The sequence below is a fragment of the [Clostridium] clostridioforme AGR2157 genome, from assembly GCF_000424325.1.
Taxonomy (GTDB): Bacteria; Bacillota; Clostridia; order Lachnospirales; family Lachnospiraceae; genus Enterocloster; species Enterocloster clostridioformis_A.
Map to the genome: position 1 here is coordinate 40728 of NZ_AUJR01000027.1, position 23284 is coordinate 64011.

Below are 23284 nucleotides of genomic sequence, written 5' to 3' on the forward strand. Positions count from 1 at the left end.
GAGGCTAAAATATGGGTTTTTTGGTAATATTTATTCAAAAAGCAATCGGCCAGGGCATCGGCATCCTTTACGGAGCCCTGGGAGAAATCATGACGGAGAAATCCGGCAACCTGAATCTGGGTATTCCCGGCATGATGTATATGGGCGGCATCGCCGGACTGATCGGAGCCTTCCTGTATGAGAACGGGACAGCAAATCCAAGCGGTCCGGTGGGACTCTTAATTTCCTTTGTGTGCGCCTTTGTGTGCGCTGCCCTGGGAGGACTGGTATACAGTGTACTGACCATCACGCTGCGGGCCAACCAGAATGTGACCGGTCTTGCCCTTACCACCTTTGGCGTGGGCTTCGGCAACTTTTTCGGCGGTTCCCTGGCAAAGCTGGCAGGGGGCGTGGGACAGATTTCCGTGGCAGTGACAGGCGCTGCCTACAAGACCCCCATTCCCGGACTGTCCAAGCTGGGCGTCATTGGACAGATTTTCTTCTCCTACGGATTTCTGACCTATCTGGCAGTTGCCCTGGCTCTGGCCCTGGCGTTTTTCCTGGCTAAGACCAGGCGGGGACTGAACCTGAGGGCTGTGGGCGAGAGTCCGGCCACGGCAGATGCTGCGGGCATCAATGTAACAGCCTGCAAGTACCTGGCCACCTGCCTCGGAGGAGGCATCAGCGGCCTGGGCGGATTATACTTTGTTATGGAATACTCCGGCGGTACCTGGACCAACAACGGATTCGGTGACAGGGGCTGGCTGGCAATCGCCCTGGTTATCTTCGCCCTGTGGAAACCGGTCAATGCCATCTGGGGTTCTATCCTGTTTGGCGGCCTCTACATCCTTTACCTGTATATACCGGGTCTGGACAGGGGAGCTCAGGAGATATTCAAGGCCCTTCCCTATGTGGTCACCATTGTGGTCCTGGTTATAACCAGCCTGAGAAAGAGGAGGGAATACCAGCCGCCCCAGAGCCTGGGACTTCCGTATTTCAGGGAAGAGCGGTAGGGAGTTGAGAGACAGATATAAGGTAAAGAAAAGTCGGGCAGTAAACGAAATAGATAAGTGAAAAACAAAAAGGACCCTCCCATAGGACGGATAGAATATCAATATCTAACCGGCGCGGGAGGGCCTTTTTTACATGGGGATGTGGTGTATGGTCACTGCTGCGGAAGGCGGCGGAGGACACCTGCGGTCTCTGTCTGGGAAAGCGCAATTACTGCTGCGGGATTTCGGATTTAAGCTACTGCAAAGGAGCGGATCGGGAGGAAACAGCCTCCTATGCGGTCAATGCGCCTCTGTGGGGAAATATGTACCGGATGGACCTGGAGGCCATGGCGGATTTCAGAGTTCCCTCCCTCCTGTTCGGCCCCATTGGAAAGGATGCGCACCAAATGTCGGAGCTACGCCAGGGGTCTGCTGGAAGAGGTTCCAGTAATTTTTCAGCATTTCATCGAACAAACGTTTGCAAATACATAGGTGATGTGCTATACTAGAGACTGTCAGCGCTGTGTATCAGCGCTATGCAGGAAGAACATTTTACCAGAAGCATTTCACGGCCTTCCAAGGCGGCGGGATGAATCGTATAAAGAAACCACGCATGTTTACTGCGCACTGCACATGCTGTATTCTGCAATAATATCAGGCGTGGACTCAAACCAATCAAGATAAAAGACAAGGAGCATGTTCGATGGCAAAGCAGTACATTAAAATCCGCGGGGCGAATGAGCATAATCTGAAGGATATTTCCGTGGATATACCAAGGAATGAGCTGGTGGTCCTTACGGGACTGTCCGGTTCGGGTAAATCATCCCTGGCTTTTGACACCATTTATGCAGAAGGGCAGAGGCGTTATATGGAGTCCCTGTCTTCCTATGCCAGGCAGTTCCTGGGACAGATGGAGAAGCCGGATGTGGAGAGCATAGAGGGGCTGTCACCGGCCATTTCCATTGACCAGAAGTCCACCAACCGGAATCCCCGTTCCACTGTGGGAACGGTCACGGAAATCTACGACTACATGAGACTTTTATATGCCAGAATCGGTATACCCCACTGTCCGAAATGCGGCAAGGAGATACACAAACAGACCATTGACCAGATGGTGGACCAGATTATGTCCATGCCTGAACGGACTAAAATCCAGCTGCTGGCCCCTGTGGTCAGAGGGCGCAAGGGCGAGCATGTGAAGGTGCTGGACCAGGCCAGAAAGAGCGGCTATGTGAGGGTCCGCATTGACGGAAGCCTCTATGAGCTCTCAGAGGAAATCAGGCTGGAGAAGAACATCAAGCACAACATTGAAATCGTGGTGGACCGTCTGATTGTGAAGGAAGGCATTGAGAAAAGGCTTACGGATTCCATAGAGACGGTCATGGCTCTGAGCGGCGGACTGATGATGGTGGATGTGAGCGGCGGCGAGCCGGTGAATTTCAGCCAGAGCTTTTCCTGTCCTGATTGCGGAATCAGCATTGACGAGGTGGAGCCCAGGAGCTTTTCCTTCAACAATCCCTTCGGAGCCTGTCCGGAGTGTTTTGGACTGGGTTATAAGATGGAATTTGACGAGGACCTGATGATTCCGGATAAGTCGCTGTCCATAGACCAGGGCGCAATCGTGGTTATGGGATGGCAGTCCTGCGCGGACAAGGGCAGCTTTACAAGGGCAATCCTGGAGGCGCTGTCTGAAGCCTATGATTTCAGGCTGGATACGCCTTTCCAGGATTATCCCAAGGAAATCCACGACGTGCTGTTATACGGAACCGGAGGCCGGGAGGTGAAGGTCCGCTACAAGAGCCAGAGAGGCGAAGGCGTCTATGACGTGGCGTTTGAGGGCCTGATTGAGAATGTAAACCGCCGCTACAAGGAGACTTTTTCCGAGACGTCCAAGGCGGAATATGAGACATATATGCGGATTACCCCCTGCCCGGTTTGTAAGGGTCAGAGGCTTAAGAAGGAGTCCCTTGCGGTTACGGTAGGCGGGATGAACATATATGAAGCTACCAACATGTCCATTGTCCGGTTTAAGGAATTTATGGACGGGCTGAAGCTGACTCCCATGCAGGAGACCATAGGCGCTTCTATTCTGAAGGAAATCAGGGCCAGGATATGCTTCCTCATTGACGTGGGGCTGGATTATCTTTCCCTGTCGCGGGCCACGGGTACTTTGTCCGGCGGCGAGGCCCAGCGCATCCGTCTGGCTACCCAGATAGGCTCCGGCCTGGTGGGAGTGGCCTATATCCTGGACGAGCCCAGCATCGGGCTCCATCAGCGGGATAATGACAAGCTCCTTAAGACGCTGACCCATCTCCGGGATTTGGGCAACAGCGTATTGGTGGTGGAGCATGACGAGGACACCATGCGGGCCGCGGACTGCATCGTGGACATCGGACCCGGTGCGGGAGAGCACGGCGGAAAGGTCATTGCCATGGGAACGGCCGAGGAAATCATGAAGAACCCGGATTCCATTACCGGAGCTTACTTAAGCGGGCGCCTGAAGATTCCGGTGCCTGCCGAGAGAAGGAAGCCCACGGGCTGGATTACGGTAAAGGGCGCGGCGGAGAACAATTTAAAGAACATCAACGTGGACATTCCCCTGGGAATCATGACGTGTGTGACCGGTGTATCCGGTTCCGGAAAAAGTTCTCTTGTGAACGAAATCGTTTATAAATCCCTGGCAAGGAAGTTAAACAGGGCCAGAACCATACCGGGCAGGCACAAGTGCATCGAGGGCGTGGAGCAGCTGGATAAGATTATCGACATCGACCAGTCGCCCATCGGGCGTACTCCCAGGTCCAATCCGGCTACCTACACAGGCGTATTCGACCTCATAAGGGACTTGTTCGCCTCCACCCCGGACGCCAAGGCAAAGGGGTATAGCAAGGGAAGGTTCAGCTTCAACGTAAAGGGCGGACGATGCGAAGCGTGCGGCGGAGACGGCATCATCAAGATTGAAATGCATTTCCTGCCGGATGTATATGTGCCCTGTGAGGTCTGCGGCGGCAAACGGTATAACCGTGAGACCCTGGACGTGAAGTACAAGGGAAAGAACATCTACGATGTGCTGAATATGACCGTGGAGGAGGCTCTTAAGTTCTTTGAAAATGTACCCTCTGTCACCAGGAAGATACAGACCCTGTATGACGTGGGACTGGGGTACATCCGGCTGGGACAGCCGTCCACGGAGCTGTCCGGCGGCGAGGCCCAGAGAATCAAGCTGGCCACGGAGCTGTCCAAGAGAGGCACGGGAAAGACCATTTACATCCTGGACGAGCCCACCACAGGACTCCATTTCGCAGATGTCCATAAGCTCATTGATATACTTCACAGGCTGTCGGAGGGCGGCAACACGGTTGTGGTTATTGAGCACAATCTGGATGTAATCAAGACAGCGGATTATATCATCGACATTGGTCCGGAAGGCGGGGACAAGGGCGGAACGGTCATAGCCAAGGGAACACCGGAGGAAGTGGCCCGGTGTCCGGTGTCCTATACGGGAATGTATGTAAAGAAATATCTGAATTGACAACAGTCACGGCCGGGAGCGGCCGGAGCGCGGCGGCGGGGCTGAGGTGAATCCCCGCCTTTTTGTTAAGAGGGCAGGAAAGGAGATTCTCTATGAAACTGGAAGAATTTGACAGAACAAAGGAAGCAGTCTTCAACCCGGTGGATATTGTCCAAAAACTGGATGGTTGTCCGAAAACGGTTATTACCTGTTTTGCGGATGATTTGGTGGAGTATGGTGCGAAGAAATACGGCGGTAAAACGGCGGGCTATTACAGATGTACCAATGGGACGCTGCCGCTTTATTGTCTGGATGGGACGGCAGGCGGACTGGGGTTAATCATGAGCCTGGTTGGTGCGCCGGCTGTTGTGAGCCAGTATGAGGAGCTGTTTGCCATGGGGGTGGAGAAAAACCTGGTATTCGGAACCTGCGGCGTGCTGGACAAAAGCCTGGAGGACTGTTCCGTCATTGTGCCGGACCGGGCTGTGCGGGATGAAGGCACCAGCTATCATTACGCGGAGCCGGGAGACGAGATTGCAGTGAACGTGTCTTCCCTGGACAGAATGACCCGCTTTTTCTCACAGACAGGAATCAGATACAGAGTGGGAAAAGTGTGGACAACGGACGGAATCTACAGGGAGACCAGGGATAAGGTGGCCCGCAGGAAGGCGGAGGGCTGTATCTGCGTGGAGATGGAATGTGCTGCCATAGCGGCCCTGGCCCGTTTCAGGAACCGGTCCGTCAGCCAGTTTTTTTACAGCGCGGACAATCTGGATAATGACGTGTGGGAGATGCGGAGTCTGGCCAATGAGAGCCAGAGGGATGTAAAGCAGAAGATACTGGATTTGGCGGTTGCACTGGGAAAGGAACTGTGATCCGAACTGCCATGGTAAGATGAGCCGTCTGAACTGCTGCATAAAATGTCATGGATATTGAAAATCCTTTGACATTTGCGCAGGGCCTACGTTATAATGGACAGGTTAAAGAGCAGTGCTAGGAGCGGGGAGTGTAATGGATAAGGAAAAAAAACGAAGTCTTTCAGAGGTGGCAGCAGATTATGTGAGGGAACAGATTCTTCAGGGGAAGCTGGCCCAGAAAGAAAAGCTTGTTGAAAATGATATAGCAGTAAAGCTGGGAATGAGCCGGGGGCCGGTGCGGGATGCGCTGAAGCAGCTGATGTACGAGGGATTTCTGGATTATGAGACCAATAAAGGGTACTCTGTCTCCATGCTTTCGCCCAAGGACGCCTATGAGATATTCTTTCTGCGCGGCAACCTGGAAAACCTGGCCCTGGAGCGGTGCGGGGGACGTCTGCTGAGCGACAGCATTTTTCTCATGGAGGATGCGGTACTGGCTATGAAGGAGGCTGTGGCAGAGGACGACATGGGGAAAATCATCAAGTATGATGAGATATTCCATAAACAGATTTTATTATCAGGCCAGATGGAGCGCCTGACCAGTCTGTGGGAGACACTGAGCCCCTTAAACGGAGCCATGTTCTACACCATCAAACAAATCAATGAATATGTATCTGAAATGCAGGCGGATTTGGACCAGGAAGATATTGCTGCCCAGGCAGGACGGCGGGGAAACAACTATCTGGAGCATAAATGGCTTTTAGAAATCCTGCAGCGGGGGAACCTTGAACAGTCCAGGAGCGCAATCAATACCCACTACATAGCCAACGGTGAGAGAATTTACCGGATTGGAATGAAGATGAAGAACCAGGAACTGTTTTATCATGTGTAATTGGGGATGCTGAATAAAAGAATTAGAGCGGACATGGGAAAGCGGAAATGCAGGACGTGAATACGATTATATCACGTTCCGGTATTTCCGCTTTTTATTATTTTTCAGGCATGTCCTCTATCTGTCTGCAGATATACTCCATATCCTCAGTTTCGTATCTCTGGTCGCAGGTAAAGGACATCACATGGCTGTAAATGTAGGCCGCGTCGCCATGGCCTTCGGTGTCCACCATGGGGCCTTGGGGCCAATAGGTGGTGGTCTTGATGCTGCGTCCGGCCAGATAGGACTGAACCATGTCCCTGTCCTTTACATACACGGTAAAGTGGCTGGGAACAGCGGCTTTTTTAAGAACCGGGAATATCACGGTAAGCTGGGGGTGTTCCGGCATATGATCCAGAAGATACTGATAATTGGCGCGGCGTCTCTGTTTCAGCTGCTCAAAGTCATAGTGCCGTATGATATACTCTGAATCCCGGTCGCTTCCATAGGAATCAAAGATGCGGCGCAGCATCATCTCGGCGTCCCAGAAGGTATCATTGAACTTCTGTATGGCCTGGGGGTCGGGATTTCCTGATTGCAGAAGCTGCTGTTTGCCTCTCATGGACATACTGCGCATGGAAAGATGGGTCTCGTCAGGGGGCAGGACGGGAAGGGAAAAGCTGCCTTTCCTTTTAATGGCAAATCCGCCGGCCGGTACTCCAATCCATTTCCGCATACTGCCCACCACGTAATCACAGTGAGGGTCAACACCGTCAGATGAGAAGAGGGAGTGGGTCGTATCCTCCACAATAATGATGCCCCGTTCAGAGCATTTCCGTATAAATTCCCTGTCGTAGCTGCAAAAGCCGTAATAGCCGCAGAGATTGACGACGCTGATGCGGTCCAGGACCCTTTCGTCGAAGATGGGTGTCAAATCCTTAGATACATCGTAGAATAAAAGTTCATAGCCGGCTTTCAGGAAAGGGGCAAGGACTGTCTCACAGGTGTAGACAGGCACATAGGCCACCTTTCTGGTGTCGGTCAGGCAGATATCCTGAAGCGCATAGTAGTTGGCACATCTGCCGGACATGAAAAAGCGCAGGCTGCCCCCTGGCGGGCATAGGTTTTCCAGATAATGGTTCTGGGTTTCGGGCAGTGGTTCATATGTAAAAAATCCGCCAATCTGTTTCAATTTTTCTTACCTCCCAAGCATGTGCAGGCTCTATGGCGTGTGCGCCACAGAGAGACACTTAGATTTAATATAAAGACAATTATAGCATAGATTTGAAAATAAGCACAATAGAAATGTTGACAAAATATTTAGAGTGTAAAATTTGAACAATGATTGTTGACAATATTGATATATTGTTTTATAATTTGAATGAAGCGAGGGAGTTTCAAATCCTAAGGCTTCTTTTTTATTATTTTGGTTTCAAACCCCTGTGGGGGTCGTGAAATATGTATTTTGCTTCGCTGCGTTAATGCAGCAAATACACGAGGATTGGAGAGAGAAAAATGTACAAGTATGTGTTAAAAAGACTGCTTATGCTGATTCCGGTCATCATCGGCGTGACGTTCATTGTGTTTTTCATTCTGAACCTGTCACCGGGCGACCCGGCGGCAATCATCCTGGGTGACCAGGCATCAGCCGAGGCACTGGCCATGAAGAGGAAGGAGCTGGGACTGGACGACCCTCTGCTGGTCCGTTACGGACATTACATGATTAACATGCTTCACGGCGACCTGGGCACATCCTATAAAAATAACCTGAGCGTATGGTCACAGGTCATGGAGCGGTTTCCTAACACAGCGGTGCTGGCAGTGGCAGGTATCCTGGTAGCCATTCTGATTGGAATTCCCACGGGAATCATTTCCGCCAAGAAACAGTACTCCCTGATGGATAATACAGCCATGCTGCTCTCGCTGATTGGCGTGGCCATGCCTAACTTCTGGTTCGGCCTGCTGATGGTTATTATGTTCGCATTGACCCTGGGATGGCTGCCTTCACAGGGAATGGGGGAGGGATTCATACCTCTCATCAAAAGCCTGGTCCTTCCGGCGGTGACGCTGGGCACGGGGGCTGCAGCCATGATTACGCGTATGACACGTTCATCCATGCTGGAAGTTATCCGGCAGGATTACATAGACACTGCCAGGGCAAAGGGCGTTTCCGATAAGAAAATCACCACACGCCATATGCTTAAGAATGCCATGATTCCGATTATCACGGCAGTGGGACTTCAGTTTGGCACTCTTTTGGGAGGCGCCATGCTGACAGAGACCGTATTTTCCTGGCCGGGCCTGGGACGTCTCATGGTGGATTCTATCAAGTCAAAAGATATTCCCATGGTATTGGGGTCTGTTATCTTTCTGGCAATCATGTTTTCCGTGGTCAATCTGGCGGTAGACATCATATACGCCTTTGTGGACCCGAGAATTAAATTACAATACAAGAGAAAGTAGGTGCAGTTCATGGGAAAGAAACATCTGATTGCCGCGGAAGCGGAAGGCGACCAGCGCTCCCTGTGGGGCGAGGCATGGCGCAGATTCAAAAAGAACCGGCTGGCCATGATTGGCATGTATTTTATCCTGGCACTGGTTATCATAGCAATAGCAACCATTATCATTGATGCGGTCACAGGCAAATCCATTTACCTGAATTATGTGGTAAAGCAGGACCTGAGAGGACGTCTTCAGGGACCAAGCCTGATACACCCCTTTGGACTGGATGAGTTCGGCAGGGACATGCTGCTGCGCATGCTGTGGGCGGTCCGGTACTCGCTGTTTATGGGAACCGTGGCCATCATTATTTCATGTATCTTCGGCGGGCTACTGGGAGCTTTTGCCGGGTACTACGGCAAGACCGCTGACAATGTGATCATGAGAATTATGGATATTCTTTTGGCCATTCCATCCATGCTTCTGGCTATCGCCATCGTGGCGGCTCTGGGAACCAGCATCACCAATGTGCTGATTGCCATTGCCATCTCCTATGTGCCCACCTTTGCCAGGACGGTCCGGGCATCGGTGCTCACGGTGAAGGACCAGGAGTTTATCGAAGCGGCCCGCTCCATTGGCTGCAGCGACTGGCGCATTATCATCAAGTACGTGATTCCCAATTCCATGGCGCCGATTATCGTACAGGTGACCCTGGGAATCGCGGGAGCCATCCTTTCCATCGCAGGACTTTCCTTCCTGGGACTTGGCATCCAGCCGCCCACCCCTGAGTGGGGAGCAATGCTGTCCAACGCCCGAAGCTATATCCGCGACGCATGGCATGTCACCATCATCCCCGGCATGGGAATCATGCTCACCATCCTGGCCCTTAACCTGGTGGGAGACGGACTGAGAGATGCCCTTGACCCGCGTTTGAAGAGCTGATGGATGAACACTAAGAAAGGACGAGTATGACATGGCAGATAAACCATTATTGGAAGTAAAAGATCTGGTCATCCACTATGAAACGGATGACGGAGTGGTAAAGGCGCTAAACGGCGTCAATATACATATCGGCGTGGGAGAGACCCTTGGACTGGTGGGAGAGACCGGTGCGGGAAAGACTACGCTGGCAAAAGGAATTATGAGGCTGATTCCCAATCCTCCAGGCAAGATTCTGGGCGGAGAGGTGATTTTTGAGGGACAGGACCTGTTAAAGCTTTCCACCAATGGAATGGAGGCCATTCGCGGCAGGGACATATCCATGATATTCCAGGACCCTATGACCTCCCTGAACCCGGTGCTCACGGTAGGCGAGCAGATTATGGAGGTGATCGAGAACCATAACACCAGCCTGTCCAGGCAGGAAGCCAGAAAATGGGCTGAAAACATGCTGGAGAGAGTGGGAATTCCTGCGGAGCGCTTTGGAGAGTATCCCCACCAGTTTTCAGGCGGTATGAAGCAGAGGGTGGTCATTGCAATCGCCCTGGCCTGCAACCCCAAGCTGCTCATTGCGGATGAGCCCACCACGGCCCTGGACGTTACCATACAGGCCCAGGTGCTGGAGATGATATACAAGCTTAAATCCGAGAATAACACATCCATGATTCTCATTACCCACGACCTGGGAGTGGTTGCCCAGAACTGTGATTACGTGGCAATCATCTATGCGGGGGAAGTGGTGGAATACGGAACCCTGCGGGAGATATACAAGGACACGAAACATCCGTACACGGAAGGACTCTTTGGTTCCATTCCCATCCTGACAAGCGATGTAAAGCGGCTGCAGGCCATTGACGGCATGATGCCCGACCCTACCAAGCTGCCTGAGGGCTGCGTTTTCTGCGAGAGATGCAAGTATGCGGTTCCTGAATGTTCCAAGAACCATCCAGGGATGGTGACTGTAGACGGAACCCACCAGGTCCGCTGCATCCGCTACCGCTAAGAGAAGGAGATTGACATATGCAGGAACAGAAAACAGAGATATTACGTGTGGAACATTTGAAAAAATATTTTACGACCCCAAAGGGCACTCTCCACGCGGTGGACGATGTTAACTTTTCCATCCGTACCGGAGAGACCCTGGGAGTGGTAGGGGAGTCCGGATGCGGGAAATCCACCATGGGGAGGGCTATCCTAAGGCTTCACGAACCCACAAGCGGCAGGGTTTATTTTAAGGGCAAGGATATCCTGGGTTACAACAAGAAGCAGCTAAAGGATTTAAGGAAGGATATGCAGATTATATTCCAGGACCCCTTTGCTTCCCTGAATCCCAGGATGACGGTCAGCGAGGCAATCATAGAGCCGCTGCTGGTGCAGGGCATTTACAAGGCCAATGAAAGGGTCGCCATCACCCGGCAGGTGGAGAAAATCATGAACCTGGTGGGACTGGCCAAGCGTCTGGTAAATACATATCCCCACGAGCTGGACGGCGGCAGGCGCCAGAGAATCGGAATCGCCAGGGCTTTGACGGTCAATCCCAAGTTCATTGTATGCGACGAGCCTGTGTCGGCCCTGGACGTATCCATCCAGGCCCAGATCCTTAACCTGATGCAGGATTTGCAGGAGGAGCTGAACCTTACCTATATGTTTATTACATACGATTTGTCGGTGGTAAGGCATTTTTCCAATGACATCGTGGTCATGTACCTGGGACAGATGGTGGAGTCAGCGCCTGCCAAGGCACTGTTTAAGAATCCCATGCATCCATACACAAAGGCGCTGCGGCAGCGCTCAGACAGAGGCAGGTTCCAAGGGAACAGAGACAGGAGGAAGCATCGGCGGTTCAGGGGAGTACAAGGATACGCTGGTATGGGCACAGGGAGCTGATGTTACTTCCTTAGACCCGCATCAGGGCAAGGAGACACCGGCCGTAGAGGTTACGGACCAGATTTTCGACACTCTGACCGTTGTTGACGCTGCTACCGGAGAGCTGCAGCCCCAGATTGCAGAGAGCTGGGATCAGAATTCCGATACATCCTACACATTCCACATCCGCCGGGGCGTGAAATTCCACGACGGTTCCGAGGTGAAGGCAGAGGACGTAAAGTTCTCCCTGGACAGGGCCATTAATTCCGCTGCGGTTTCCTACATTGTTGACTTTATCGACAAGGTGGACGTGGTAGACGATTATACGGTCAATGTAGAGCTGAAGGCACCTTACGCACCGGCTCTCAGAAACCTTTCCGTACCATTTGCAGCCATTGTTCCAAAGGCAGTGGTGGAAGCGGACGAGGAAGCCTTCAAGCTTCATCCAATCGGCACCGGCCCATATAAGTTCGTAGAGTGGAAGCAGGGCGATTCCGTTACCCTGGAGCGCTTTGACGATTACTATGCAGGACCGGCAGAGACACAGAAGCTGGTTATGAAGGTTATTCCTGAGGCATCCCAGAGAACCATTGCCCTGGAGACAGGAGAAGTGGACTTGGCTTACGACCTGCTTCCCAACGACCTGGAGAAGGTAAGGAGCAATTCCGACCTTCAGCTGTTCGAGGCACCGTCCCTGACCTGCTACTACATTTCCATGAACATGAACAAGGCACCATATGATGACCAGAAGGTAAGGGATGCCATTAACTGTGCCATTGACCGCCAGCTGATTATCGACACCATTGCCAGCGGCTCCGGAGAGCCGGCTGACGCCATCATTGCACCGGCTGTATTCGGATACTTCAGCCCGGGCGCTTATGAGTATGACCCTGAGAAGGCAAAATCCCTTCTGGCTGAGGCCGGATATCCAAACGGATTCGAGACCAGCATCTGGGTAAATGACAACCAGACACGTGTAGAGGTATGTCAGGCTGTACAGGCCATGCTTCAGGATGTGGGAATCACCTGCAACATCAAGGTAATGGAATTCGGCAGCTTTATTTCCAGGACTTCCGCGGGCGAGCATGACATGGGATACTTTGGCTGGGTGACCTCCACCACAGACGCAGACTACACCTACTATTCACTGGAACACTCCTCGCAGCAGGGAGCAGCCGGAAACCGCAGCTTCATCGCAGACCCTGAGGTAGACAAGCTCATTGAGACGGGAAGGACCAGCGCAGACGAGTCCTTGAGACTGAAGGCATATGAGGACCTGGCTGTTAAGTTAAAAGAAGTGAACAACAACGCACCTATCTACTACAGCACCATCACCGCAGGCGGAGGCGCCAAGGTGGAAGGTTTCGTGATGGATCAAATTGGCTACCACAAGCTGGATCATGTAAAGATTGCAAAATAAGAAAAGTAAAAGGAGATATGCATCATGAGATTATCAAAGATTACATGGCCGACAGCGGAACGGTATTTTAAGGAAAATGACATGGTTATTCTTCCAATCGGCAGTACGGAGTGCCATGGACGCCATATGCCGCTGGGAACCGACACCCTGATACCTGACAAAATCCTGGATCTGATTGAGGAGAAAAATGACAACATCCTCATCGCGCCCATGATTCCCTACGGAGCATGCCAGTCACTGGCTGATTATCCGGGAACCATCAACATTGATTCCGACGTACTGTACCAGTACGTATACCAGATTGTGGACGGGCTGTATAAGCACGGCGCGCGGAAAATTCTGGTGCTCAACGGACACGGAGGGAATATCAAGACCATCGAGCGCATCGGCCTGGAATTTGACAAGAAGGGCGCCATGGTCGTGATGCTGAACTGGTGGCTGATGGCCTGGGATATGAAGCCTGAGTGGAAGGGCGGACATGGCGGCGGCGAGGAGACAGCGGGCATCATGGCAGTTGACCCCTCACTGGTGGACATGAGCAAGATTGACCTTCCTCTGGAAATGACCAATCTTACAGACAACCTGGTGGCTACCGGCTTCCGTACCGTGCGCTTCAAGGGCGTTGAGATTGAAATTCTCAGGAACACGCCAAAGGTAACGGACAACGGATGGATTGGGCCAGATCATCCAAACACCGCTACCGTGGAGTGGGGCCAGGAGATGGTACAGACCACAGCTGACTATATACTGGATTTGATCGAAGAGCTTAAGAAGGTTTCACTGTAAGGCTTGTGAGAAGTGAGTTAAGGTTTAAGAAATGAAGTAAGACAGAATAATCAAATAGAATGAAGTAAAGCAAAATCAAATGAAGCAGAATTAAGTAAAGCAGATGCAGTGCCGCAGGCATGGTATGGCAGGAGCGGTACCGTGTGATGCGGCACTTTGCGTCTCATACCTGGAGGAAATCATGGCAAACATAAAAGAAATCGAAGCGTTGACCAATGCCTTTGATCCCAGTGGATTTGAGGACGAGGTCATCCGGGAAGTAAAGAACTGGTGCGGGGGGTTGGACGTGGTAAACGATGCTATGTACAATGTTTACGCCACCATGAAGAAGAAAAAGGCCGGGCGCCCGGTGCTCATGCTGGACGCCCATCTGGATGAGTGCGGATTCATGGTACAGTCCATACTGGAAAACGGGCTTTTAAGTATCCTGATGCTGGGAGGATTCCATCTCACCAGCCTGCCCGCCCACTCTGTCATTGTAAGGACAAGGGACGGGAAAAAGCACAGGGGAATCACCACATCCAAACCAGTGCATTTTCTGACAGCGGCCCAGAAAAACGATAACTCCCTGGCAATCGAGGATATCCTGGTGGATGTGGGAGCCAGCAGCAGGGAGGAAGTGATGGAGGTCTATGGAATCCGCCCGGGCGATCCCATCATGCCGGATGTAAGCTTTGAGTATCATGAGGAAAATAGAATCCTGTACGGCAAGGCTTTTGACAACCGCCTGGGCTGCGTGAGCATTATCGACACCATGCAGGCACTTAAGGATGAGGCGGACCAGCTGGCAGTGGAAGTGGTAGGCGCATTTGCGGCCCAGGAGGAAGTGGGTACCAGGGGAGCCACGGTGACGGCCCAGCAGGTTCAGCCTGATTTGGCCATTGTGTTTGAGGGATCACCGGCGGATGATTTCTATTTCCGGGCCGGTATTGCCCAGGGCTGCTTAAGGAGCGGGGTGCAGATTCGCCACATGGACAACAGCTATATTTCCAACGTGGAATTCATACGCTTTGCCCAGGAGACAGGAGATAAGCTGGGAATCAAGTACCAGGATGCGGTGCGCCGGGGCGGCAGCACAAATGCCGGTAAAATCAGCCTCACGGGAAAGGCAGTGCCGGTGCTGGTGTTTGGCATTCCGTCCAGGTATGTACACAGCCACTATAATTTCTGCGCAGAAGAAGACGTGGACGCCACTGTCAGGATGGCCGTGGAGGTAATCCGGGGACTGGATGAGGAAAGGATTGCAAGGATTCTGCGGAAGGATGTTATTTGATTAAACGGTATGCGGCAGAGTAGAAGATGGGGCTGAGGACGAGAGGGGAATATAGGGAGGAAAGACGGGCGGGAAAAGCTGGGATGAAGGGCTGAGATGAAAGGCTGGGATGGAGGGCTGGGACGAAAGGCTGGGACGAAGGGCTGAGATGAAAGGTTGGGACGAAAGACTGAGACGAAAGACCGGCTGAGTAATATGCCGGTTAAATGGATGAAAGTGGTTTGTTGGGAAAATATATGCAGTAAAGAGACTGTCGGTAAAAATACGGAGCAAGAGATTCCACAATATAGATAACTCCGGGTAACAGTTTAAGAATAAATTCAACTCAATAAAGCAGAAAAATCAGCACGTAAAATCAGCAAGTAATTTGTATGAAAGATGAAATTCCCGTTTCCATGTCAAATTCTCCTGAGGTTGACTTATCACTTCAGTCAGTAAAAAAAGTTCAGCAAAAAAGTTCAGCAAAAAAAATCAGTAAAAAAGTCAAAAAAAATGTCGAAATAGCTTGATATTTGTCGTCCTCTGCTTTATAATGTATACATACGAAAGATAAAAAAGAGATTGTACTATTCTGTACAATCTCTTTCAATTTATAGGGAAATAAATATTTTTCGGTAAATTGGGTCAAGGTATATAATAAGGGCGGGTTTGGAAATGGTTTGTATCTGGTTAAGCCTTCGGCATTGGCAGCAGCGGAAGCAGGCGGGTTACGCACAGCTTTCAGCAAACAGGCTGTTGCGGGACGTCGGATACAGGGTATTTTCAAACCCGTTCTGGGATACAGTTTTACTATAATTGTTTTGGTGGGAAAATCCGTAAAATAATGGAGGAACGAATCTCATGGACAGAGAGATGATTATCGTACTGGACTTTGGCGGCCAGTACAACCAGCTGATTGCACGCCGTGTCCGCGAATGCAGCGTATACTGTGAAGTGCATCCTTATGATATGAGCCTGGAGAAAATTAAGGAAATGAATCCAAAGGGAATCATTTTCACAGGCGGACCGGACGTTGTGTTTGAAGACGGGGCACCTCGCTGCTCAAAGGAGATATTTGAACTGGGAATACCAGTCCTTGGAATCTGCTACGGCGCCCAGCTTATGAGCTATCTGCTGGACGGCGTTGTAAAGAAGGCTGTGGTCAGCGAATACGGACACACAGAAGTGGATGTGGATACTTCCTCCAAGCTGTTTGAGGGCGTTTCTCCCAAGACCGTATGCTGGATGAGCCACGGTGTGTACATTGCAGAGGTTCCGGCGGGCTTCCGTATCACTGCGCATACAGATTCCTGCCCAGTAGCCGGCATGGAGTGTCAGGAGAAGAATTTTTATGCGGTGCAGTTCCACCCTGAGGTGGTTCACACCAAGGAAGGCACCAGGATGCTCTCCAACTTTGTATATAATGTCTGCGGATGCTCCGGCGACTGGAAGATGGATTCCTTTGTGGATACCACCATCAAGGCTTTGAGGGAGAAGATAGGTAACGGCAAGGTGCTGTGTGCTCTGTCAGGCGGCGTGGATTCCTCTGTGGCTGCCGTTATGCTGTCCAAAGCCATTGGCAAACAGCTTACCTGCGTGTTCGTGGATCACGGTCTGCTGCGCAAAAATGAGGGGGACGAGGTTGAGGCCGTATTTGGACCGGAAGGCGCTTATGACTTGAATTTTATCCGTGTCAACGCTCAGGAACGTTTCTACGCCAGGCTGAAGGGCGTGGAGGAGCCTGAGGCAAAGCGTAAGATTATCGGCGAGGAGTTCATACGTGTGTTCGAGGAAGAGGCAAAGAAGATTGGCGCCGTGGATTACCTGGTACAGGGTACAATTTACCCGGATGTGATTGAGTCCGGCCTGGGCAAATCCGCTGTCATCAAGTCCCATCACAATGTGGGCGGACTGCCGGAGCATGTGGATTTTAAGGAACTGGTAGAGCCTTTAAGGCTGCTTTTTAAAGATGAGGTGAGAAAGGCCGGACTGGAGCTAGGGATACCTGAGTATCTGGTATTCAGACAGCCATTCCCGGGACCTGGTCTGGGCGTCAGGATCATCGGTGAGGTGACGGCTGATAAAGTCCGCATTGTTCAGGACGCTGACGCGATTTACAGGGAAGAGATTGCAAAGGCCGGAGTGGATAAGAATCTGGGCCAGTATTTTGCGGCGCTGACCAATATGCGGTCTGTTGGATGCATGGGCGATGAGAGAACCTATGATTATGCCGTTGCCCTGAGGGCCGTGCTTACATCTGATTTCATGACCGCGGAGTCCGCTCAGATTCCATGGGAAGTGCTGGGGAAGGTTACCAGCAGGATTGTGAATGAGGTTAAGGGCGTGAATCGGGTGTTGTATGATTGTACGGGGAAGCCGCCGGCTACGATTGAGTTTGAATAGTTGGAGCAGAGCTTCAAAGCCTTTATTTTCAAGGGTTTTGAGGCTCTTTCCTTTTAGAATTGCATTTTGATTGCATTTTTTTATTCAATGGCTCTGTGATAGATTGCTGTATGCTGATTGCTGGTGTAATCGGCAACACTGGCTGTTGCCGGAGTATAGGTGAGAACACCAGTTAATTTTTTGGCAACTTCTACGTTGGTGTTGGGATATAAATGTCCGTAGGTTCCCAACGTGGTCTGTATCTTTTCATGTCCCAGACGTTCTTTAATCAATAAAGGATTTTCTCCCATACTGATGAGCAGGGAAGCATGGGAATGTCTGAGTGCATGAATTTTGATACGGTGTACGCCTGCCAATCCAGCAAGTTTTTCTAATGCCCGTGGGAGGGTGTGCTTACTGGTGGGAATCCCATTATAGCTTAGTACAAGGTCGCAGTCCTTTAAAACCTTTTGCTGTACTTCCTGCCATGCTTTTAATTCTTTGATGGTATCTGTGTCAATATAGATAGTGCGAATACTGGCTTGCGTCTTTGGCTCCACAAATTTGTATTCGTCCATTGTTTTATAGTACAGCGTCTTCGTTATACTTAAAAGTCCGGTTTCAAAGTTGATGTCCGACCATTGCAGGGCTGCGGCTTCTCCGATTCTCATTCCGGTCATAAACAGGAGCCAGTATGAGATGAAAAGGTAATGTTCGTAATAATCTCCCTTGTAGAGCAGAGAAATTACCTTTTGAAATTCATCCAGTGTCCAGAAATCTACTTTTGTTTTCTTGCTCTTGATGTTTCCTATCATTCGTGACGGATTTTTCTTTGTAAGACCGAGAACAACTGCTCTGTCAAAGGCAATGGAGAGCATACCCTGTACAATACGGATATAGTTTGGACTAAATTCTTTTGCGAGTTCAAGCTGCCAGTTCTGGACGTTAATGGGTTCTATCTCATCCACCGTCATTTTGTAAAAGTATGAAAAATGCTTCTGAATGGTAGAACGGCGGTTCAGATAGGTGCTTTCCTTTACTTGTGTTTTATACCAAGGAAGATAAGTTTCCTCAATAAACTGTTGAAAAGATAGCTGCTGTTTCTTTTCTGTTAATTCCTCTGTGGATGTCAGCATAAGTTTTGAATATGCTTCTCTGGCTTCTTTTTTTGTCTTGAATCCACTTTTGTATTTCTGAATCTGTTTTCCGGTAATCGGATGAAAACCTAAGTTTGCTCTAAAATAATAAGTTCCGTTTTCTGCTTTCTTAATAGGGTCTTTTGCCATGATTTCACTCCTTACATAAATGTGCAAGAAGTACAATCAGTTTGATTTATCAGTAAAAGTAATCCCTAGCAATTCTTCCACAGCTTCTCTGGGAACCCTGTCCAGTTTGCGTGACTGATAGTAGGTATGCCCTTTTGAAATCATAAGTTTTTTTGCTTCTCTTATGATGTCTGCTGCGAATGAAGTTCCATAACCCAGTTCTATTAAGTCTTTTTTTGTTACTGTAATCATGTTCCTCCTTTCCATAGACCAGATATGGAACCCTCAATATCTGTCTATATTATATCAGATTTTGTGGCAAAAGTAATATTAAGATTGTATTTCCTGCAAATAGTTATTTGATTTTGAATGAAAAATTCTAATTCAAAATGGTATCTAAGCAAGCCGAACAGCTTTCGCTAAAGCTCATGGGAATCTCACCCCTGCATGGTTCTCATCCAGCCGTACCCTTTGCCAGCGGTGCTACATCATCACACGGACTAAAGCTGTACGGAAGTATCATTATCACAATAGAAAGGTCATGGCGGCAGCTCTGCGGTAAGCTACTTATGGAACGCTGGCAGGAATCGCTATCCGGTATCATCCCTCCTTTGGTGGGTTACGGCGTGCCAGCCCAACGGCTCTCTTTCTATCGAAACGTATTCGGCTGCTTTATGCTGCGTTGATTAGACGCTTTCTTTTTCAAGGAACAATCCGGCTTTGTCAGCCTGTTAAAATGCACTGGTGATAATGCACTTTAATAGACTGGCAAGCTCTGTCTGGGAAGCATGGGTTTGTCCACGCTTCCACAGGCGAGCGTTATTTCTAGTTTGGTTCCCTGATTTCAAAAGATAAAATCTTTGCAATCAGACGTGTTTCCATCCGGCGGCATAGGGTTTCATCTACAACCATGTGGGTATTTCCATATTCGTCTTTCATGGGACGCATGGAACGGCTGGCAATAAAACCGCTGTAATGGCGTACAATCTGGTTGACTGCTTCAATATCGCCGTCCGTAGCCCTTACAATCACAGGAAACGGAATCATAGGGTGCTTTGCTGTCATGCTTCGTCCTCCATAAATTTTTTGATAAATTCCAGTCCGGCGTGTCTTCTTCTCTGGATGGTAGAACGGTTGACTTCCAGAATTTTTGAGATTTCCGTATCGTCAAATCCAAGAAAATAATATCGCAGGATAACGTCACGTTTCTTTCCATCCAGACTTTCTAATGCTTCGGCTAACAGGCTGTTTTCAATGCGGACAGTAAATCCATCCATTTCAAAAGTATGGAAGTGGGATGGATAGGTGTCTTCGGAAGAAAACAGATTGACGGTGTAATCGTCCATATCACAGAACAGGGTTTCCCGTTTACACTGTCTGGACAACGTTTTGAGATAGTCTTTGCGTTCATCCTCCATAGCGATTTTACAGATATAATCAAACTGGTTCTCTATGGTTGTCTGAAATTCAGATGGCTTCATCATTGTTCACCCCCTTTCCAGCCTTGAAAGGGAGCGAGTTGATAGGAATTTTTGCTTCTTTCCCCCTTTTCGCTCTTAGTCCCGACAGGACAGGGGGTGCAGTTGCGTTTTGAAAAGAAAAATTTAAAAACTTTTTCTTCCAACTAAAAAAGCACGCAAACAGACGATATTTCTGTTTGTGTGCTTCGATAGTTCTTTCTATGTATTCTGAAAAACCACATTGAGGGTCAGACTTTTCTAGTGTAGGTGGATGGCTTTTTTTAACGGTTTACCGAATGTAGATATATTTAAGAAAATATTTTGCATAGCGGCTTCCTCCTGTAAGCCGCTGTCTGTATAAAGTAGTAGACTTTAAAAATCATTTATATTTCAGGCAAAAAAAGACGGCGGCTTTTGTTAAACCGTCGTCTGGAAATGATGATGTAATTTTTGACGCAAGGAAAGTATGCTGCCAAATAACGGTTTTTTTTATTTCCGTTTCGGCAGCATAGTTTTATCTTTGATACACATAATAGGAACTGTATAACTATGCAATACGTTTTTCTATACCTGTCGCTATTACAACAGGAACAGTAAAATATATAGAGGTGGTGTATTATGCGTAAAAAAGAAGATAAATATGATTTCAGGGCGTTTGGGCTTGCCATAAAAGAAGCCCGTAAAAAACAGGGTTTGACCCGTGAACAGGTGGGAGCAATGATTGAAATTGACCCACGCTATTTAACCAATATTGAGAATAAAGGGCAGCACCCCAGTTTACAGGTGCTTTACGACCTTGTATCTCTGCTGAATGTATCAGTGGATGAGTTCTTTTTACCCTCTGATAGTCTGGCAAAAAGCAGCAAACGAAGACAACTTGAAAGCAAAATCGACAATTTTACAGACGCAGACCTTGTTATCATGGAAAGCGTTGCAGATGGCATTGTCAAATACAAGGAAATGGAAGATAAATAATTTCTATTGCCTACAAGAATAAGATTGAAATTAAAATGAGCCGATAGTCTATAAGCTGTATAGCTTATAAATTATCGGCTCTGCGTCTAAGCGTCTGGCTCTTTGATAATGGTTGTAATTCCGTTTTTTATTGTCACTAAATTTTCTTTTTTGCATTTTGGACAAAAGAGAGGGAAATTTACCAGTTCCGTGTCTTTGCGTATTTTAGTTCGTGTCTTATTGTTACAGACAGGACAAAGTACCCATATTTGTTGTTCTGCCATGAAAAGCACCTACCTTTATCAATTATACTACTTTTCTATATTTTCCAAAAAACTTATTACTAAAGGTATAAAGGTATCTTTATTTGAAATCATAGCAGGATGTCCACCGTGTTCAAAAATACATATCCTTTTATCTCTAATCGGGAGCTTTGTATAAACATTTTCAAAAAATTCACCGGACATAAATTCATCCTCTTTACTTCCTGTTAGTAGGACGGGTAAGTTTAATTCACATAAATTTTTGTGGAAGAATGTCCTATGGTTTTGATAGTGTGTATAGATTGCAAGAGTATCATTATCAACAACATTTTCCCAATCGTCCCCGTGATTTTGCTGATACAAAGTCCGTAGCCACAGGTTTTCCTTAGAGATTGCTCTGTCTTGATATATGTTTGTAACAAAGGACTCCAATGGTGTTTCTCCCTCAAAGCTATCAGCTACAATTTTTCCAACTAAATCAGGTCTTTCTAATGCTATATTTAAAGCAACTAAAGCACCTCCACTACTCCCTAATAGATTTACTTGTGAATAGCCAAGATAATCAATCAGTGAGATTGCCTGTTGTGCTTCATCATACCATAAATCATCCGATATGCTGGAAAGTCTATCAGAGTAGCCATTTCCTAAGAAATCAATTAAAATAACTTTGGCATATTTTTGTAAATCATCAACTACTGGAAGAAACATTCTTGAAGATAGCGAATTTCCATGAAGTAATAATAGTGGTATGCCTGTTCCATATTCTTCAAAGAAAATTTTTTTATTCTGATATGTAAAATATGGCATATTACATTCTCCCTCCAATCTTTTAAAAAAATTATAACCGTAACAGGGGGGAATTTTAAACCACAAGAATATTTGTGAAATAAAAGTGTGCCATAGAGAATATGGAAACTCATCTATGGCACATAATACAGGTTATTTTTTCTTTTTTTGCCGGATAATACGTTGTATGCTTTTTTCTACCAGATAATATTTTGCTGAAAGTTGGGTAATAGAGCAGCCATCCAAATATTCAGAATAAATCTGCTCATTTCTCTTTTCAAGGAAAGATAAAGTTTCGGTACTTTCTCCCCAATTTTTTCTATTATCTGGCTTTTTTGGAACATAAATGGAGTGTCCATCAACGTATTTCTGGATTTCTTTTATAATATGTTCTGGCAAAACTTCTTCTGCCTTATAATAGCTCATTCTGCACCTCCTAATTTGTGTTACTTAGGATTGCAAAGGCTATCATAATTTGATGTGCAATAGCCTTTGCTATGCACACATTTTATTTACTGCCATTGTGCCTGCTCCTTTCCTTATCTGTTATAAGAATAGCGGATTTTATAAAAATATTCAATTCAATTTTATGATTTTTAAAAATTACCTATCCTTATCTATCACCACAAGAGTATGCTATAATATTTTCATTATAAGTAATCATAAGATACTAAATCATTTATGGCAATACGGGTAGCAGCATGGCGTTCTGAGCTGGCTTCGGGTTCTTTTCCATATCCAATAACTAAGATATTGACTGGTTCCAAATTATCGGGAAGATGAAACTCCTTTTTTACAATATCTGGCTTGAAATAACATACCCATACAGTACCAAGCCCAAGTTCTGTAGCCTGTAACATCATATGGTCTGTTAAGATAGAAGCGTCAATATCAGTGGTCTGTTTCTGGTCAAATGGACGCACCCATGCTTTCTCATGGTCAGCACATACAATAATTGCCAATGGAGCGTGATAAATATTAGCTGCCTTTGCAAGTTTATTTAACTGCTCTTTTTCCTGAACAGCAATCAATTTTACTGGCTGTAAATTAGCTGCTGTCGGAGCTACATGAGCTGCTTCTAAAATTTTATCAAGTTTTTCTTTTTCAACAGGTCTGTTATCATATGCTCTAACAGAATATCTTTTTTTAGCAAGTTCTAAAAATTCCATTTTCAAAATCTCCTTTGTATTGTGATTCAGGTCAACCTATACTATAATTATACCTATATCTAAAAATAGAGCAAGAACGCACTATTTAGGAATATA

Annotated in this window: 22 protein-coding genes and 1 pseudogene; 14 read left to right on the forward strand and 9 right to left on the reverse strand. The window is 48.1% G+C overall.

Annotated elements, in window-relative coordinates; genetic code table 11:
• Positions 1–11: 11 nt before the first annotated feature.
• From G614_RS0112370 to G614_RS0112390, 4 genes are all read left to right on the forward strand, one after another.
• Positions 12–992, forward strand: coding sequence for an ABC transporter permease (locus tag G614_RS0112370; RefSeq protein ID WP_027642195.1), 981 nt, complete (start codon positions 12–14; stop codon positions 990–992).
• 682 nt (positions 993–1674) lie between these two features.
• Positions 1675–4500, forward strand: a complete 2826-nt coding sequence (uvrA, locus tag G614_RS0112380; protein WP_027642197.1) for an excinuclease ABC subunit UvrA — start codon at positions 1675–1677, stop codon at positions 4498–4500.
• 92 nt (positions 4501–4592) lie between these two features.
• Positions 4593–5354: a nucleoside phosphorylase gene (locus G614_RS0112385; protein ID WP_027642198.1), complete on the forward strand. Its 762-nt coding sequence runs from the start codon at positions 4593–4595 to the stop codon at positions 5352–5354.
• Positions 5355–5490: 136 nt separating this feature from the next.
• Positions 5491–6228, forward strand: a complete 738-nt coding sequence (locus tag G614_RS0112390; RefSeq protein WP_027642199.1) for a GntR family transcriptional regulator — start codon at positions 5491–5493, stop codon at positions 6226–6228.
• Positions 6229–6325: 97 nt separating this feature from the next.
• Here G614_RS0112390 and G614_RS0112395 read toward each other — a convergent pair whose 3' ends face one another.
• The gene (locus tag G614_RS0112395) at positions 6326–7399 is read right to left on the reverse strand and encodes an aminotransferase DegT (protein ID WP_027642200.1); all 1074 of its coding nucleotides are present in this window, start codon (positions 7397–7399) and stop codon (positions 6326–6328) included.
• Positions 7400–7722: 323 nt separating this feature from the next.
• Here G614_RS0112395 and G614_RS0112400 point away from each other — a divergent pair, with 323 nt between their 5' ends.
• The 9 genes and pseudogenes from G614_RS0112400 to guaA all read left to right on the forward strand — a co-directional run bounded on the left by G614_RS0112400 (position 7723) and on the right by guaA (position 17312).
• Positions 7723–8670, forward strand: a complete 948-nt coding sequence (locus G614_RS0112400) for an ABC transporter permease (RefSeq protein WP_027642201.1) — start codon at positions 7723–7725, stop codon at positions 8668–8670.
• A 9-nt stretch (positions 8671–8679) separates the two neighbouring features.
• Complete coding sequence (locus G614_RS0112405; protein WP_027642202.1) at positions 8680–9588, forward strand: ABC transporter permease; 909 nt, start codon at positions 8680–8682, stop codon at positions 9586–9588.
• Positions 9589–9619: 31 nt separating this feature from the next.
• Entirely contained in the window at positions 9620–10588 is a 969-nt protein-coding gene (locus tag G614_RS0112410) for an ABC transporter ATP-binding protein (RefSeq protein ID WP_027642203.1), read from the forward strand.
• Positions 10589–10605: 17 nt separating this feature from the next.
• Positions 10606–11367: pseudogene (locus tag G614_RS27390) on the forward strand (ABC transporter ATP-binding protein); the annotation flags it as partial.
• Positions 11273–12871: an ABC transporter substrate-binding protein gene (locus G614_RS27395; protein ID WP_242828080.1), complete on the forward strand. Its 1599-nt coding sequence runs from the start codon at positions 11273–11275 to the stop codon at positions 12869–12871. The pseudogene G614_RS27390 and the gene G614_RS27395, both read left to right, overlap by 95 nt.
• Positions 12872–12895: 24 nt before the next feature.
• On the forward strand, positions 12896–13657 hold the full coding sequence (locus tag G614_RS0112425) for a creatininase family protein (RefSeq protein WP_027642204.1): 762 nt from the start codon (positions 12896–12898) through the stop codon (positions 13655–13657).
• 181 nt (positions 13658–13838) lie between these two features.
• Complete coding sequence (locus G614_RS0112430) at positions 13839–14930, forward strand: M42 family metallopeptidase (protein WP_027642205.1); 1092 nt, start codon at positions 13839–13841, stop codon at positions 14928–14930.
• Between the two features lie 371 nt (positions 14931–15301).
• A complete protein-coding gene (locus G614_RS31270) occupies positions 15302–15439 on the forward strand; it encodes a hypothetical protein (protein WP_155245045.1) in 138 nt (45 codons plus the stop codon).
• A gap of 331 nt (positions 15440–15770) precedes the next feature.
• The gene (guaA, locus tag G614_RS0112440; protein WP_027642206.1) at positions 15771–17312 is read left to right on the forward strand and encodes a glutamine-hydrolyzing GMP synthase; all 1542 of its coding nucleotides are present in this window, start codon (positions 15771–15773) and stop codon (positions 17310–17312) included.
• A gap of 80 nt (positions 17313–17392) precedes the next feature.
• Here the strand turns inward: guaA and G614_RS0112445 are convergent, their stop codons facing one another.
• From G614_RS0112445 to G614_RS0112460, 4 genes are all read right to left on the reverse strand, one after another.
• Positions 17393–18577: a site-specific integrase gene (locus G614_RS0112445; RefSeq protein WP_027642207.1), complete on the reverse strand. Its 1185-nt coding sequence runs from the start codon at positions 18575–18577 to the stop codon at positions 17393–17395.
• A gap of 36 nt (positions 18578–18613) precedes the next feature.
• Positions 18614–18808 (reverse strand): DUF3173 domain-containing protein, encoded by a 195-nt coding sequence (locus G614_RS0112450; RefSeq protein WP_011861908.1) that lies wholly within the window; start codon positions 18806–18808, stop codon positions 18614–18616.
• A 573-nt stretch (positions 18809–19381) separates the two neighbouring features.
• Complete coding sequence (locus G614_RS0112455; protein ID WP_027642208.1) at positions 19382–19621, reverse strand: helix-turn-helix domain-containing protein; 240 nt, start codon at positions 19619–19621, stop codon at positions 19382–19384.
• Entirely contained in the window at positions 19618–20037 is a 420-nt protein-coding gene (locus G614_RS0112460; protein ID WP_027642209.1) for an RNA polymerase sigma factor, read from the reverse strand. Before G614_RS0112460 ends, G614_RS0112455 begins: the two co-directional genes overlap by 4 nt.
• Before the next feature lie 597 nt (positions 20038–20634).
• Between G614_RS0112460 and G614_RS0112465 the strand changes: the two genes are divergently transcribed.
• Positions 20635–20991, forward strand: coding sequence for a helix-turn-helix domain-containing protein (locus G614_RS0112465; protein ID WP_027642210.1), 357 nt, complete (start codon positions 20635–20637; stop codon positions 20989–20991).
• 86 nt (positions 20992–21077) lie between these two features.
• Here G614_RS0112465 and G614_RS29995 read toward each other — a convergent pair whose 3' ends face one another.
• From G614_RS29995 to G614_RS0112480, 4 genes are all read right to left on the reverse strand, one after another.
• Entirely contained in the window at positions 21078–21254 is a 177-nt protein-coding gene (locus tag G614_RS29995; protein ID WP_080664505.1) for a cysteine-rich KTR domain-containing protein, read from the reverse strand.
• A gap of 27 nt (positions 21255–21281) precedes the next feature.
• Positions 21282–22040 (reverse strand): alpha/beta fold hydrolase, encoded by a 759-nt coding sequence (locus G614_RS0112470; protein WP_027642211.1) that lies wholly within the window; start codon positions 22038–22040, stop codon positions 21282–21284.
• A gap of 132 nt (positions 22041–22172) precedes the next feature.
• Entirely contained in the window at positions 22173–22445 is a 273-nt protein-coding gene (locus tag G614_RS0112475) for a CD3324 family protein (protein WP_027642212.1), read from the reverse strand.
• 224 nt (positions 22446–22669) lie between these two features.
• A complete protein-coding gene (locus G614_RS0112480) occupies positions 22670–23188 on the reverse strand; it encodes a nitroreductase family protein (protein ID WP_027642213.1) in 519 nt (172 codons plus the stop codon).
• Positions 23189–23284 lie beyond the last annotated feature (96 nt).